The organism is Leclercia sp. G3L (assembly GCF_021117075.1).
Lineage (GTDB): Bacteria > Pseudomonadota > Gammaproteobacteria > Enterobacterales > Enterobacteriaceae > Enterobacter > Enterobacter adecarboxylatus_C.
This window is the reverse complement of the sequence record NZ_CP088265.1, coordinates 990,892-1,005,406: the sequence shown is the minus strand read 5'-3', so window position 1 is coordinate 1,005,406 and position 14,515 is coordinate 990,892. Positions and strand designations below refer to the sequence as shown.

Sequence of the window (14,515 nt, the reverse complement as noted above, 5' to 3'; positions counted from 1 at the left end):
GGCTCGCAAAGCAGGCGATGACTGGCGATGTTTTCACCGCCGCGGTCTACCTTTGAAGGACACTTCACGCAAGGAGACAGTCATGACGAATAACCCTCCCTCAGCACGTATCCTGCCCGGCGAATATGGTTTCCCCCTCAAACTGAAAGCCCGTTATGACAACTTTATCGGCGGCGACTGGGTTCCCCCGGCCGACGGCGATTATTACCAGAACCTGACCCCGGTGACCGGCCAGCCGCTGTGCGAAATTGCCAGCTCCGGGAAGCGCGATATCGATCTGGCGCTGGATGCCGCCCACAAGATCAAAGACAAATGGGCGCATACCTCGGTACAGGATCGCGCTGCGATCCTGTTCAAAATTGCCGATCGCATGGAGCAGAATCTGGAGCTGCTGGCCACGGCAGAGACCTGGGACAACGGGAAACCGATCCGCGAAACCATGGCCGCCGACGTGCCGCTGGCGATCGACCATTTCCGCTATTTCGCCTCCTGTATTCGTGCCCAGGAGGGCGGTATCAGCGAGGTGGATAAGGACACAGTGGCGTATCACTTCCATGAGCCGCTGGGCGTGGTCGGCCAGATCATCCCGTGGAACTTCCCTCTGCTGATGGCTGCCTGGAAAATGGCACCCGCGCTGGCAGCCGGCAACTGCGTGATACTGAAACCGGCGCGCTTAACGCCGCTGTCGATCCTGCTGCTGATGGAAGTGGTAGGCGACCTGCTCCCGCCTGGGGTTGTGAACGTGGTCAACGGCGCCGGGGGCGAAATCGGTGAATATCTGGCGACCTCCAAACGGATCGCCAAAGTGGCCTTTACCGGCTCCACCGAAGTGGGTCAGCAGATCATGCAGTACGCCACCCAGAACATCATTCCGGTGACGCTGGAGCTGGGCGGCAAATCCCCGAATATCTTCTTTGCCGACGTGATGGACGAAGAGGATGCCTTCTTTGATAAGGCGCTGGAAGGGTTTGCCCTCTTTGCCTTCAACCAGGGCGAAGTCTGCACCTGCCCAAGCCGGGCGCTGGTACAGGAGTCGATCTACGAGCGCTTTATGGAGCGCGCCATTCGTCGCGTGGAGTCGATCCGCAGCGGCAACCCGCTGGACAGCATCACCCAGATGGGTGCCCAGGTGTCGCACGGGCAACTGGAGACCATCCTCAACTATATCGATATCGGTAAGAAAGAGGGGGCCGAGCTCTTAACCGGCGGACGGCGCAAGCAGCTGGACGGCGAGCTGAAAGAGGGTTACTACCTCGAGCCGACGATTCTGTCCGGTAAAAATAATATGCGCGTCTTCCAGGAAGAAATCTTCGGCCCGGTGCTGGCGGTGACCACCTTCAAAACCATGGAGGAGGCGCTGGAGCTGGCCAACGATTCGCAGTATGGCCTGGGTGCAGGGGTCTGGAGCCGTAACGGCAATCTGGCCTATCAGATGGGGCGTGGGATCCAGGCCGGACGCGTCTGGACCAACTGCTATCACGCCTATCCAGCGCACGCTGCGTTTGGCGGATACAAACAGTCGGGCATTGGCCGCGAAACCCACAAGATGATGCTGGAACATTACCAGCAGACCAAATGCCTGCTGGTCAGCTACTCCGATAAACCGTTAGGCCTGTTCTAACCTCTGAGAGCAGGCCGCCCCAGGGGGGTCTGCTCAATCTGTTTACGCAGGGTATTCAACACCCCGTCCAGCACAAACTGCACCCGCCACGGCTGATAGTCACGTTTGCGGAAGATCGCTACCAGATCCAGCCACCACTCCTCCTGATGGGTGAAACAGGGCACCATCGAGCCTTCTTCTATCTCCCGTAGCAGACTCTCTTTTGGCGCAAAGACGATCCCCAGATGATTGCGGGCCAGCTCCAGCGCCGTCTGGGTGTTGTCGCAAATATAATTACCCGTGACTTTATAATCGATTACCTGCTCGCTATTATTCACGCGAAAACGCCAGATATTAGCGTCATCGATTATCATTGAATCGATAAGAATGCAGGAGTGATTAATGAGATCGTCAGGATGATTAACAGGGTGCTTTTTAATATATTCCGGCGTGGCGAAAGCAGTAACAGAATATTTGGTTAAGGTGCTGGCAACCAGGTTTTCATCTTTCGGTTGAGCATAGGTAATTAAAATATCGCAATCATCGGGAAAGGTGACCCCTTCGAAAAACTCATTCTTGTCCAGGTTGTAGGTCTTCAGGCTAATACGAATATCGCCAATATTTTCGATCTCATGAATCACGTGGCGGGCCAGGTAAGTGACGATCCCCGACGGGCCATAAATGGTGACCTTGCCGCGTTTTTCGTGTTTGTAATCAGCAATAAAATTAACCAGTTGTTCGTTTTTTTCCAGTGATGCATTGACGAAGGGCAGCAGGGATTCACCGAACTGGGTCAGCGCCAGCTGGCGGGTGGTGCGCTCAAAAATTTTCAGCCCGACGCGGGTTTCGAAATCAGCGAGATATTTACTGACGTTGGCCTGGGCCATTCCCAACAATGCAGCAGCATCTCCGATGCTGTGGGTCGCGGCAATGACGGAAATAATTTTTAATTCTCGCGGTTTGATTTGCAGCTTGTTCATTGCCTGACGCCCATCTATATGAATTTATATATAATATTATACAAATATCCCATTTGCATCGCGATTTTTGTAACCATTATTATGCGCCGCGTCGTATGACATTTAATGGATTGCAAACAATGAAGTTTAAAAAGAATTTACTCATCGCGGCCGCTTTATTTACGGCGACATCCGCAATGGCCGATGATTTTTCAGTTGGCGCTGGCGCAGTGTTTAATGAATCACCCTATAAAGGCTATAACGAGAACGTCTCCGCTGCCCCTTTAATTAGCTACGAAGGCGAACATTTCTACGTGCGTCAGACCACCGGCGGCTGGATCGTCTGGAAAGATGCGAAAAACGAACTGAGCCTGACCGCCTCCTGGATGCCGCTGCACTTCGACCCGGAAGATAACGACGACCACGTGATGAAGCAGCTGGATGAGCGTAAAGCCTCCGCGATGCTGGGTGGGGCCTACTACCGTCACGAAAGCTGGGGTAGCCTGAAGTTTGCCCTGGCGGCCGATGCGATGGACGAGAGCGGCGGCGTGGTGGGCGAGATGTCTTACTTCCGCCCGATCCGGATGGAGCGCCTGACCCTGACGCCATCGGTGGGCGTGTTCTTCCACGACGAAAGCTTCAACGATTACTACTACGGTGTCTCTGCGAAAGAGTCCCGCCGCAGTGGTCTGCAGCAGTACACTACCGGTGAAAGTGTGACCCCCTATATCGGCCTGGCGGCGAAATACCCGCTGACGCAGAACCTCTATCTGAACGCCAGCGCGGTCTATATCGTACTGCCTGACGACGTGAAAAACAGCCCGATGATCGACCGTGACGACAGCTTCGCGCTGATGACCGGTCTCTCCTGGAAGTTCTGATTTTTCAGTAATCTGCCCTCAGGGACGAGGGCAGCCTCAATACAACCGGGTGGCGCTACTCATACCTGCCCTTAACCCAAGGCATGTGCAGCGTCGCCCGGTTATTGATTGAGAATATACAAGCATCTTAGGCAGCATTAGTTATAAAGCGCTGCTGTTGCTTTTAATATATCGGCGAAAGAGTAAATATCATCGACAGTCTCGATAGGGTGGCGCGTTTCATTTTTTTCGATATCAAAAAGGCCTATATATTTTTGTGAGCGGTTAAAATGTAAACGACATAGTGGCTTGCGATTGTTATCATCAACCAGAATTCCGAAGTAGCTTTTGGTATCCCTATGCGTTATTCGCGGGGCATCGAGAACGGCCCTGGTTATTGCTTTAACAATATGAAATCCTTCCAGCTCTTCCAGAGTTGTTACAACATCATTTTCATCTTTTTCCGAAGCATTTGACGACTCCTCAGTATTTAACTCTGGCGCAGTTTGAACACTTAAAGGAGATGTTCCAGTAATAGCCGACTTAAGCCTGTCGTTGATTTGATCATTGATATATTGACTGGCAGCTTTCTTTGTTAGGGTCAGGAATAGCTCTCTAACTTTTTGGGTTAGAATGCCATCGTAGACTCTTGATGCGAAAAATTTAACAAATTCATCTTCAGGTGTGTTGAGCTGTGTATGAAGTATCTTTTTTATTTGGCTAACGTATTTAAGTTCGCCTGCTGCGTTGATTATCGATTCTAAGTCAAAGGATGATTTTGTTAATTTATTTAATTCTGGTATGATATTTTCGTCAATCTCTAACAGGTCAACTTCTAAAAATGGCTTTTCATCCATTTTATTCGGTGCGTCAAGGTCAGTAAAGAATTTATAAATTTGACCATTTGTCAGAATCGAAATCCTGGCGTTAGTTACATGGAAGTATCTGAAGAGTTGAGATGCATGGTTGATATTAAGCGGTTCACCTATTTTTTTACATTCAATAAGGATTTGTACTTCATTATTCTTCATTATGGCATAATCTATTTTCTCCCCCTTTTTGGTACCTACGTCACAAACGAACTCCGGCGTGACTTCTCTGGGGTCAAAAACATCATAACCTAATACATTGTGAATAAATGGCATTACAAAGGCATTCTTCGTAGCCTCCTCTGTTACGATGGAGTTGATTTGTTCTTTTATTTTACTGGATAAGGCATTTAGCCTTTCATTGAAATCCATGATAAGACCTTATTATCGCTGTGTGTGTTAATGAAATAACACTAAAGAGCGTGATATTCAATATGATAACCCAGGCCTTTTCGTGAAATTAAATTTTCCGAGAAATAGCTCACAGATATTAAATATTCCAGATAAGAATAAATTAACCCGACAGCAATGTCGGGTTAATTTATTTTATATAGCGCAACAAGTTATCTTAGATGTACAGGTCATTTCATCTCATCCACCCAGATGCGCATCTCTCCCTCGCCGCGGTTCGCCCAGCTAAACCACGGAATAAAGGTCAGGGTCTGCGCCTGCTGCGTGGTCGGGGCGCGATCGTACTGCCACAGCGGTCGCTTTTCCGCGTTCGCGGCGTGGCGGGCATAACCCTGGGTCTGGATCAGCACCTTATGGGCAAAAATCCCTTTTCCTTCCACGAGCTTAAATTCGCTATCGGTGGGCAGGGTCAGGTTATGCAGTCCGGCGCCGTTATCCGCCTCTTCGAGACAGTAGACCAGCGGCCCGCGCTGAATCGCCACTTTCCCGGCCTGCTGGCGTACCTGCGGATTCCCGTAAACCCGACGTACCGGCATCGGCAGGGTTAACTGCAGCCTGTCGCCCTCCTGCCAGCGGCGGGTCAGGTAGAGATAACCCTGACGCACCTCGCCGGCGACGAGGTCGCCATTCAGCGTCAGCTGCGGATTATCACACCAGTCCGGCAGACGCAAAGCCAGGGTATGGTCGATCGCCACCGGGGAGGTGATCTCAATGTTGACTTGTTCATGCCAGGGATAGTTACCGCTGATCCGTACCTGTAACTCTTCGTCACCCACCGGGAAGGTCATGCTGTTGCCGATATAGAGGTTAATAAACAGTGCATCCTCACGGACGGTATAGATGTAGTGGCCGATGGAGGTCAGCACCCGGGCGATATTCGGCGGGCAGCAGGCGCAGCCGAACCAGCGCTGGCGAACCGGCTTCACGTGATCATAAATATGGTTAAACTTCAGCGTTTTCGGATGCACCTCCAGTGGGTTAACGTAGAAGAAGTGCTTCCCGTCCAGCGCCATGCCGCCCAGTACGGTGTTATACAGCGCCCGCTCCATCACGTCGGCGTACTGGCTGTTGGCCTCCATCTCCAGCATCCGCCGGGCAAACATCATCAGGCCGATCGAGGCGCAGCTCTCGGCATAGACGGTGTCGTTCGGCAGATCGTAATCGCTGCTGAAAGCTTCGCCGCTGCTCTGGGAGCCAATCCCGCCGGTAATATACAGCTGGCGCTGGGCCATGTTGTTCCAGAGACGCAAACAGTCCTGGCGTTTGCTTTCGTCCTGGCTCAGGCGGGCCAGGTGCGCGACGCCGGTCATCAGATAGACGAAGCGCACCGCGTGGCCGATGGCCGTCTGCTGTTCCGCCAGCGGCTGATGCGCCTGGCTGTAGGCTTTGTCCTGCACCATCCACGCCGGACCGTAGGTGTTCCAGTAAGAGGTTTTGCCGCGCTTTTCGTATTCGATATCGTAGAAGTGCGGCTGGATGCCGCGCTGCTCGACGAAATATTTCACCAGCGCCAGATAGCGCGGCTCCTGGGTGACATCGAACAGGCGCATCAGCGCCAGCTCAATCTCCGGGTGACCCGGATAGCCGTGCAGCTGCTGCTCGCCCGGACCAAAGACGCTGTCGATATGGTCGGCCAGCCTGCAGACCACCTCCAGCAGATGGCGCTTGCCGGTGCCCTGGAAGTACGCCACGCCCGCTTCAATCATATGCCCGGCGCAGTACAACTCATGGCACTCCGCCAGGTTTGTCCAGCGCTCGTCCGGGGCTTTTACCGTGAAGTAGGTATTCAGATAGCCATCGTCGCACTGCGCGGCGGCCACCAGGTCGATCACCTCATCGGCGGTCTTTTCCAGCTCCGGGTCGGGTTTCTGGCACAGCGACCAGGCAACCGCCTCGAGCCATTTCGCCACGTCGCTGTCCTGAAAGACCATCCCGTAAAATTCGCCGCTCTGCTGGCCCGCCGCAATGCGGAAGTTGGCGATCGCATGGCTCGGTTCGGCCTCGGTGATGCGATCGTTCAGGGCATCCCACTGGTAGGGGATAACCACATCCCGCACCAGCTGTTGATACTGGCCCAGAAACGGGTCGCTGATTTTCAGTTTATGCAGGTCGGGTTCCATTATGGACATCATATTCTCCTCAGGCTTGAGCGTGACGCTGGCGCAGGTCGGTGGCAATGCGCGCCATCATCGGGTTATTGAGCTGGCACTTGCGGATCGCCAGCGCCAGCAGCAGATGGAAAAGGGCAGGCAGCAGGGTTTCCATGGTGGTGATGCCCTGCAGCGAGGCGGCCGTCTGGTTACCAGCGCCCGGCTGATAGGCGACAAAAATGAATACCAGGCTGATGATCCCGGCGCTGGATGCCCAGGCCAGCTTGATGAAAAACAGGTTAAAGGCGAAGTTCATCCCGGAGGAGCGCACGCCGGTTTTCCACTCGCCGTAGTCGTCGGCAAAGGCCATTAACGCGAAGTGCAGCGGCAGGGTAAAGCCGAGGATCACTCCGTTCGCCAGAATCACCACCAGCCACAGGGTCTGATGCGCCGGGCCGCCGGGCAGGAACCACATTCCCACTGCCAGTGCCGCCAGCACCAGGTTAGTGTAATAGTAGAGTTTGACTGTATCGCTGCGGCGCGACAGCAGGTTGACGATCACCGCCCCGAGAATGGCGGCAAAGGTCACCATGGTGAAGAACAGCGAGGTATACGCGGTGCTGCCCTTCAGCACGTAGGTGATGAAATACATGTAGCCGCCGCCACGGATGTTGAAGACGTTAATCAGCAGGAAGGACATCACCAGCATCAGCAGCAGCTGATCGTTCTGGCGCAGACCGGCGAGATGCTCCCTGAGGGTAAATTTCCCCATCATTGCCAGCGGCACGCGCTCACGCACCCAGAAGAAACAGCACAGGAACATCACCACCGCAATGGCGCACAACACCCCCACGCCCAGTTGATACCCCTGAGCCGTGTCGCCCTGGCCGAGCTCCGAGACCAGCCACGGCAGGCCGACCGAGACCAGGAAACCGGCCACGCCGCACAGCACAAAGCGCCAGGACTGACAGGAGAGCACCTCGCTGTGGCGGGTGGTCATGGTGTTGATCAGCGCGCAGTAGGGCACGTTGATGGCGGTATAGCCCACCGAGAGCAGCAAATAGGTGCCGAACGCCCAGGCGATTTTGACTCCCATTCCGGCATCCGGCACGGTGAAGGTCAGGACGCCGATCGCGCCAATCGGCAGGGCGACCCACAGCTGCCAAGGGCGAAAGCGTCCCCAGCGGCTTTGGGTGCGGTCGGCAATGATCCCCATCACCGGGTCGGATATGGCGTCGAAAATGCGCAGGGCGATAAACAGCGTGCCGACCAGCGCCGGGGTTAATCCAAAGACATCGGTATAGAAGAAGGTAAGAAAATTCATGATCAGACAGGTGATGACCGTCCCGCCCGCATCACCCAGGCCGTAGCCAATTTTTTCTCGTACTGAAAGGCGCTCGTTGACGGCCTGCCGGGCAATCTCTGTCTGCGTAATCGGAGTGGAAGTCATGAGGTAACTCCTCGGGTTATCGGATTTTTTATATTGTTTTGTCAGGTACCCGATTAATTTTGCACCGATCCCCGGCCTCAACAAGGGAAGGGAAAAGTATAAAAAGGTGAGGATTCCGACCTTGTTCTCAAAATGTGATTTCGATCGGGGCGAAAGGAAATTATCTGTTAATAATCAGTAATAAAGCGTCATAAATTGTCTATTAATAGCGGAAAAGTGAATGCTAATGCTCGAATTGTCCATAGCACTTCCGATCAGGGTTCAGAATGGCGGGTATTTCATCTCCCGGGGCGTGGGGCGTCATCCGGCACGCAGGCTCGATTCGTGGGAAGTGATTTTTGTCGAAAAGGGAACATTAACGATCCAGGAAGAGGGGAGCGTGTTTGAGGTGCATGCCGGTGAGAGCCTGCTGCTCTGGCCGCATCGTCTGCATAAGGGCATTGAGGATTTTCCCGCCGATTTACGCTTTTACTGGCTGCATTTTGAGGTCGACGAGCAGAGCCTGCCCTCTGCCAGGAGCACGCTGCTGTCTGTACAACAGCACGGAAAAACCGGCGATCCGCAGGCAATGGTTGCGCTTTTCCGGCAATTTCTGACCGAGCAGGAGAAGCTTCAGCGCAGCCCGGCGCTGGAATTTCTTTTGCTACTGATACTGCAGCAGCTCTCCCTGGCGGCCGGACAGGAACTGCCGCCGGATGAAGCGGGAGTGAATCTGGCGTGGAAGGCGCGGCAGCTAATCGGCACCCAGTTTCACCTGCCGATCTCCACCTCTACGCTTGCCAAAGAGCTGCACTGCAACGCGGACTACCTGGGGCGGGTGTTTCGACGGGTCTTCAATCTGACCCTGACCGAGGCGATCCACCGCCAGCGTGTCAGGGCCGCTGAGAAGCTGTTGCTCAACGATGCCGTATCGCTGAAAGAGGTAGCAACCCGCTGCGGTTTTAACGATGCCGGCTACTTCCGGAAAATCTTTCGCAAGCATACAGGTTTAACGCCCGGAGTCTGGAAACGCCGCTACTGTAAAGAACACATCAATTCTGCCTGAGTTCTTTGGCAGATGGCCAGTTTTCACGGCAGGGCGCACAAATCGGGGCTTTTACCCTGTTCGATCAAGGCGCTCAACCCGAACCCTCTGGCAACCTGATTTTTTTCAGCAAGGATGGAGCAGGCGATGAACCCATTTATTGTTGCGGACCCGGCGAAATGTATTGGCTGTCGCACCTGCGAAGTGGCCTGTGTGGTATCGCATCAGGAAGATCAGAATTGTGCGGCCGTGACGGCAAGGACGTTTACTTCCCGCATTCGGGTGGTGAAAGGCGGGACCTTTACCACGGCGGTCACCTGTCATCAGTGTGAAGATGCGCCCTGCGCCAACGTCTGCCCGACGCAGGCCATCCAGCGGCAGGCGGGAGTGTGGCAGGTGGATCAGGCGCGCTGTATCGGCTGTAAAAGCTGTATGGTCGCCTGTCCGTTTGGGGCTATGCAGGTGACGGGGAGCGCTGAGCAGGTTCAGGCCCTGAAGTGCGACCGCTGCGCGCACCGCGAAGCGGGACCGGCCTGCGTGGCGGCCTGTCCCACCTATGCGTTAAGCTGCGTCGATCCTGCCAGATTACGTACCGAACGGCTGCGTTATCTGACGTAAAGCGTTACTTGCCGTTTTCCCGCCAGGCAAGCTCAACCTCTTCGGCCAGGATTTTCACCCCGGCTTCGATTTTTTCCGGGTCCGGCACGTAGTTCATGCGCATGCACTGGTGGGTGTGCGGCCAGGGTTTATCCAGCCCCGGGAAGAAGTAATCCCCCGGCACCATCAACACCCCGCGCTTTTTCAGACGCTGATAGAGTAGCTCGGTGGTGATCGGCAGATCCTTAAACCACAGCCAGAGGAAAATCGCCCCTTCGGGTTTATGGATCAGGCAGCGATCTTCCGGTAAGTAGCGGCGAATCGTGGCGATCGTCTCTTGTACGCGCTGGTAATAGAAAGGCTTAATCACCTCATTCGACAGGCGCAGCAGATCGTTGCGCTTAATCATCTCGCACATCATCGCCGGGCCAATCCCGCCCGGTGACAGGCTGATAATGCCGTTCATATTGGTGATGGCGGTGATGATTTTCTCATTGGCGATGATGATCCCGCAGCGGCTGCCAGGCAGGCCCAGCTTGGACAGACTCATGCACAGGACAATGTTCGGGTTCCACAGCGGGCGCGCTTCGCTGAAGATAATGCCCGGGAAGGGCACGCCGTAGGCGTTATCAATCACCAGCGGAATGCCGTGCTGGTTCGCCAGCGCATCCAGCTTCATCAGCTCTTCGTCGGTAATCACGTTCCCGGTTGGGTTGGTGGGCCGGGAGACGCAGATCATGCCGGTCTCTTCGCCAATATGCAGGTGCTCAAAATCGACGTGATATTTGAACTGGCCTTCCGGCAGCAGCTCGATGTTCGGACGTGCGGAGACGAAAAGGTCATCCTCAAGGCCGGAATCGGCGTAACCGATGTATTCCGGCGTCAGCGGGAAGAGCACCTTTTTGGTGGTGCCGTCGGCACGTCGGCCCGCGAAGAGGTTAAATAAGTAGAAAAACGCGCTCTGGCTGCCATTTGTCAGTGCAATATTCTGTGGTTCGATCTCCCAGCCGAGGGTGTCGCGCAGCATCTCTGCCAGGGCAGCGAGCAGCTCGGTTTTCCCCTGCGGGCCGTCATAATTGCACAGCGCATCAGTGGCTTTGCCATTTTCCAGCATGTCCGCGAGGAGCGTCTGAAAATAGGCGTTCATCTCCGGAATTTGTGCCGGGTTACCGCCGCCGAGCATGATGGCGCCCGGTGTGCGCAGCCCGTCGTTGAGATCCTCCATCAGGCGGGTAATGCCTGAATGGCGGGTGAATTTGTCGCCGAAAAGTGAAAAAGTCATAGCAGGTGTTCTGTCGGGCTTGTTCTAAGAGTGGCTCACCATAACGCTACAACTGCGCAGGTGCAAATCAGCGTGGAAAGACAGAATGATTGCTTTATGTTATCAGTTTGCCATCAGGCAGTGAATTATGCTGTATTTTCCCTCTCCCGTCGGGAGAGGGATTCTGAACGTAACGATCAGCGATTACCCGCCCATACCACCATCACCTTGTCGCCCTGGTGCTCACGCACAAAGCCATAGCCCTGGGGCAGGGACAGCGTGGTTTGCGTTCCTTCCCCCACTGCCGGATGGCGGGCGCGGAACTGCCCGAGCCGCTGCCAGTGGGCGACGGTGGCGGCCTGCGCGCCGCTGATATCCTGCCAGTTCATGTCCGAGCGCGTCCCCTGCAGCGGGTCGGAGCCCGTCGGGCCGAACGGTCGGGCGGATTCATCACCATAAAATATCTGCACGCTGCCCGGCGCGAGTAACAGCAGCTCTGCCGCCCGCTGGTCGCCCTCGCGGAACAGACGCGTATCGTGGGAAGAGAGGTAGCTCAGGACGTTAAAGCCCTGCAGCTTTTCTGCCATCTGCTGCCAGGTCAGGTCGATATCGGCCAGGCAATCTACCGCTTTCGCCGCCTGCTCCTGATAATCAAAATTGATCATCGCATCGAAGCCGTGACGGTAGTAATCGCTCTGCATCACCCCGTGACCCCAGGATTCACCGGTCATCCAGAAGGGCGCATCGTCGAGTTTTTTCTCCGGGTTGGCCGCTTTCCAGGCTTTTAGCGCGTCACTGGCCTGGTCCTTCAGCTGCTGCCAGCCTGCCAGCTCCACGTGCTTGGCGGTATCGACCCGGAAACCGTCAATCCCGTATTCCCGTACCCACTGGCTCAGCCAGTGGGTGAGGTAGTCCCGGGGCGTGTAGCCATCGACGGCTTTTGCCCCGGTGTCGGGTTTATGGCGATAAAAGTTCGGCAGGCCCGAAGGAGTGGTGGATTCGGTTTTCAGATCCGGCAGGAAGGCCAGCGACATGGTCAGATCGTCGAAGCCGGGGTTGTCGTAATCGCCAATGTCGGTGCGTATCCACTGTTTGCCCCACCAGTTTTCCCATGCGGCTTTGTCGCTGAAATTGATGTAGTCGTTAAAGCTGTGCCAGCTCTGTCCGGCGGCAGGCTTCCAGTCGGTCCAGCGTTCACCCAGGGTTTGCTTCAGCTCATCACCCTGTAAATAGAGTGCGCCGAACTGGTACTCCTGCATGTCGGCCAGCGTCGCATAACCGGTGTGATTCATCACCACGTCAAACAGGATGCGGATCCCCCGACGATGGGCTTCATCCACCAGCTGGCGTAAATCGTCTTCCGTGCCCATGTTGGCATCGAGTCGGGTCCAGTCCTGGGTGTAGTAACCGTGATAGGCGTAATGGGGGAAGTCACCCTTGGTGCCGCCGCCGACCCAGCCGTGGATCTGCTCCAGCGGCGAGCTGATCCACAGGGCGTTGACGCCGAGCTGTTGCAGATAATCCAGTTTGCTGGTGAGCCCCTTCAGGTCGCCGCCGTGGAAGGTGCCGATCTCCTGCATGCCATCTTTATGGCGTCCGTAACTGTTGTCGTTGCCCGGATCGCCATTCTCAAACCTATCGGTCAGGACAAAATAGACGGTGGCGTTTTGCCAGCTGAACGGGGCGGGTTTTTCCGTCCCGGCACGCTCCAGTAACAGCAGGCCGTTGCTGTCCGGGGCGGGTTGCAGGGTGATTTTGCCCTGCTGCACGGTGGCGGTCTGTTTGCTGTAAAAATCACGCACCACGCTACCTTCCGGGAAGGTGTTGCTGACGTCGACCGTCAGGGGGTTACCGTCCCATTTCGGGCACTGGCGCACCACGCTGGTTACCGCTTTTTCGCTCTCGCTGGCGACGGTCAACATCAGGGTAGGCGTGCCGGAGCGGGTATCAATCCGTGCCTGATAATCACCGTCGCGGAACAGACGCCACTGCACCGGATCCCCTTCGCACGGCTTGAGTGACATCATCTCGTTGAGTTTTATCGCGTTTGTAGGCTGCCAGCACGTCTTGTCAAGATTCACCGTCAGCGGGCGGATACCCTTCGTCAGCTTTGCCTGTGCCGTGAAAACCCCCGAGCCTTCAGCCGTAAAGGTCGGAAAACCCGGGGCTGACCAGTCGGCGCTGGCCATGGCAGGCAAGAGGAGAAGAGCGAGAGCGGAACGTTTCATACCGGTTTCCTGTCACAGCGTTTTGCTCAGTTTGCCATCTATTGTAGAAGGCTAACTCCTCCCCTGGCGCTATCGCGCAGGGAGGAGCAATGAGGGTGAGTGATCTCACGCTAAACGGGCGTATTAACTGCGATATTGAGCACATTTTTGTGAAAATGATGCTTAAGCGAACGCTTTCTGGATGACAGGGTTTCGGATTTAGACTATTTCTTTGAATGCTCTTCTCGTCTATTTTTGCTAGGATCTGAGATTCGCTTCTCATTTTACGAAAAAAATAAGGTGTTGGAATGTTTCTATCCGACCAGGAGACTTAATGATATCGACTCCCATTCGACGATATGGGGCCGCGATACTCATGTTACTCACCATGGCAATTTCTGGTGAGGTGCTTGCGAAGACGCACACGGATACAACGAGTAAGAAGGCCCACGTCATAAAGACGACAAGTAGTAAGGTTAGCAGTAAACAAGAGTATTCTCGCAATAGTGCAAAGAGTAGTTCACTTCCTGATTTGCGAAAATACCCTTCCGGGACACCAAGGAAAAAAGCGTTTCTCCGGACGGTAATGCCTTATATTACAAGTCAAAATGCCGCGATTACGGCGGATCGTAACTGGTTGATCTCCAAGCAGTACGATAGCCGCTGGTCGCCATCAGAACGCACGCGTCTGAAAGAAATTTCAAAACGCTATAAGGTGAGCTGGAACGGAAACACGCGTCGTGTGCCGTGGAACTCTCTCTTAGAGCGCGTAGATATTATTCCAGGCAGCATGGTCGCAACGATGGCTGCAGCCGAAAGTGGCTGGGGTACCTCGAAGCTGGCGCGCAGTAATAACAACCTCTTCGGCATGAAATGTGCGAAAGGGCGTTGTAACAATGCGCCGGGCAAGGTGAAAGGCTACTCACAGTTTGAATCGGTAAAAGATTCCGTGAATGCTTATGTTGTGAATCTGAACACGCATCCTGCTTATAAATCCTTCCGTAAGTCGCGCGCGCAGCTGCGTAAAGCAGACCAGGAAGTGACGGCAAGCACCATGATTCATAAGCTGAAAGGTTACTCAACCCAGGGCCAACGCTATAACAACTATCTGTTTGCGATGTACCAGGATAACCAGCGCTTAATCGCCGCACATATGTAATAGTAAAAAGGGCCTTCCATCCGGGAGG

At 54.7% G+C, this 14,515-nt stretch carries 11 protein-coding genes; 5 read left to right on the top strand and 6 right to left on the bottom strand.

From position 1 onward, the window contains the following. Positions 1-82: 82 nt before the first annotated feature. Positions 83-1,621, top strand: coding sequence for an aldehyde dehydrogenase AldB (gene aldB / locus LRS40_RS06120; protein ID WP_156262651.1), 1,539 nt, complete (start codon positions 83-85; stop codon positions 1,619-1,621). On the opposite strand, the gene LRS40_RS06115 is transcribed toward aldB, so the two are convergent. Continuing rightward, on the bottom strand, positions 1,618-2,580 hold the full coding sequence (locus tag LRS40_RS06115) for a LysR family transcriptional regulator (protein ID WP_156262652.1): 963 nt from the start codon (positions 2,578-2,580) through the stop codon (positions 1,618-1,620). The two genes, aldB and LRS40_RS06115, sit on opposite strands and share 4 nt — an antisense overlap. 119 nt (positions 2,581-2,699) lie before the next feature. On the opposite strand from LRS40_RS06115, the gene LRS40_RS06110 reads away from it, so the two are divergent. Continuing rightward, positions 2,700-3,440, top strand: a complete 741-nt coding sequence (locus LRS40_RS06110; protein WP_231313325.1) for a MipA/OmpV family protein — start codon at positions 2,700-2,702, stop codon at positions 3,438-3,440. 137 nt (positions 3,441-3,577) lie between these two features. Here the strand turns inward: LRS40_RS06110 and LRS40_RS06105 are convergent, their stop codons facing one another. The 3 genes from LRS40_RS06105 to LRS40_RS06095 form a co-directional block, all read right to left on the bottom strand. After that, positions 3,578-4,660, bottom strand: a complete 1,083-nt coding sequence (locus LRS40_RS06105; protein WP_231313324.1) for a type I restriction endonuclease — start codon at positions 4,658-4,660, stop codon at positions 3,578-3,580. A gap of 209 nt (positions 4,661-4,869) precedes the next feature. Continuing rightward, positions 4,870-6,828, bottom strand: a complete 1,959-nt coding sequence (locus LRS40_RS06100) for a glycoside hydrolase family 127 protein (protein ID WP_231313870.1) — start codon at positions 6,826-6,828, stop codon at positions 4,870-4,872. Positions 6,829-6,838: 10 nt separating this feature from the next. After that, the gene (locus LRS40_RS06095) at positions 6,839-8,239 is read right to left on the bottom strand and encodes an MFS transporter (protein WP_142487768.1); all 1,401 of its coding nucleotides are present in this window, start codon (positions 8,237-8,239) and stop codon (positions 6,839-6,841) included. Between the two features lie 226 nt (positions 8,240-8,465). Here LRS40_RS06095 and LRS40_RS06090 point away from each other — a divergent pair, with 226 nt between their 5' ends. Next, positions 8,466-9,284 (top strand): AraC family transcriptional regulator, encoded by an 819-nt coding sequence (locus LRS40_RS06090; protein WP_231313869.1) that lies wholly within the window; start codon positions 8,466-8,468, stop codon positions 9,282-9,284. 126 nt (positions 9,285-9,410) lie between these two features. Further along, a complete protein-coding gene (locus tag LRS40_RS06085) occupies positions 9,411-9,881 on the top strand; it encodes a 4Fe-4S binding protein (protein ID WP_231313323.1) in 471 nt (156 codons plus the stop codon). Positions 9,882-9,885: 4 nt separating this feature from the next. Here the strand turns inward: LRS40_RS06085 and avtA are convergent, their stop codons facing one another. Both avtA and LRS40_RS06075 read right to left on the bottom strand, forming a co-directional pair. Next, the gene (gene avtA, locus LRS40_RS06080; RefSeq protein ID WP_231313322.1) at positions 9,886-11,142 is read right to left on the bottom strand and encodes a valine--pyruvate transaminase; all 1,257 of its coding nucleotides are present in this window, start codon (positions 11,140-11,142) and stop codon (positions 9,886-9,888) included. 176 nt (positions 11,143-11,318) lie between these two features. Further along, entirely contained in the window at positions 11,319-13,349 is a 2,031-nt protein-coding gene (locus tag LRS40_RS06075) for an alpha-amylase (RefSeq protein WP_231313321.1), read from the bottom strand. A gap of 313 nt (positions 13,350-13,662) precedes the next feature. Here LRS40_RS06075 and LRS40_RS06070 point away from each other — a divergent pair, with 313 nt between their 5' ends. Further along, complete coding sequence (locus LRS40_RS06070) at positions 13,663-14,487, top strand: protein bax (protein ID WP_142487772.1); 825 nt, start codon at positions 13,663-13,665, stop codon at positions 14,485-14,487. Positions 14,488-14,515 lie beyond the last annotated feature (28 nt).

Coding starts and splice junctions, on each gene's coding strand:
- LRS40_RS06100 (WP_231313870.1), bottom strand. CDS start 6,828: ATGTCCATAATGGAACCCGACCTGCATAAACTGAAAATCAGCGACCCG.
- LRS40_RS06105 (WP_231313324.1), bottom strand. CDS start 4,660: ATGGATTTCAATGAAAGGCTAAATGCCTTATCCAGTAAAATAAAAGAA.
- LRS40_RS06090 (WP_231313869.1), top strand. CDS start 8,466: ATGCTCGAATTGTCCATAGCACTTCCGATCAGGGTTCAGAATGGCGGG.
- LRS40_RS06095 (WP_142487768.1), bottom strand. CDS start 8,239: ATGACTTCCACTCCGATTACGCAGACAGAGATTGCCCGGCAGGCCGTC.
- LRS40_RS06085 (WP_231313323.1), top strand. CDS start 9,411: ATGAACCCATTTATTGTTGCGGACCCGGCGAAATGTATTGGCTGTCGC.
- aldB (WP_156262651.1), top strand. CDS start 83: ATGACGAATAACCCTCCCTCAGCACGTATCCTGCCCGGCGAATATGGT.
- LRS40_RS06115 (WP_156262652.1), bottom strand. CDS start 2,580: ATGAACAAGCTGCAAATCAAACCGCGAGAATTAAAAATTATTTCCGTC.
- avtA (WP_231313322.1), bottom strand. CDS start 11,142: ATGACTTTTTCACTTTTCGGCGACAAATTCACCCGCCATTCAGGCATT.
- LRS40_RS06110 (WP_231313325.1), top strand. CDS start 2,700: ATGAAGTTTAAAAAGAATTTACTCATCGCGGCCGCTTTATTTACGGCG.
- LRS40_RS06070 (WP_142487772.1), top strand. CDS start 13,663: ATGATATCGACTCCCATTCGACGATATGGGGCCGCGATACTCATGTTA.
- LRS40_RS06075 (WP_231313321.1), bottom strand. CDS start 13,349: ATGAAACGTTCCGCTCTCGCTCTTCTCCTCTTGCCTGCCATGGCCAGC.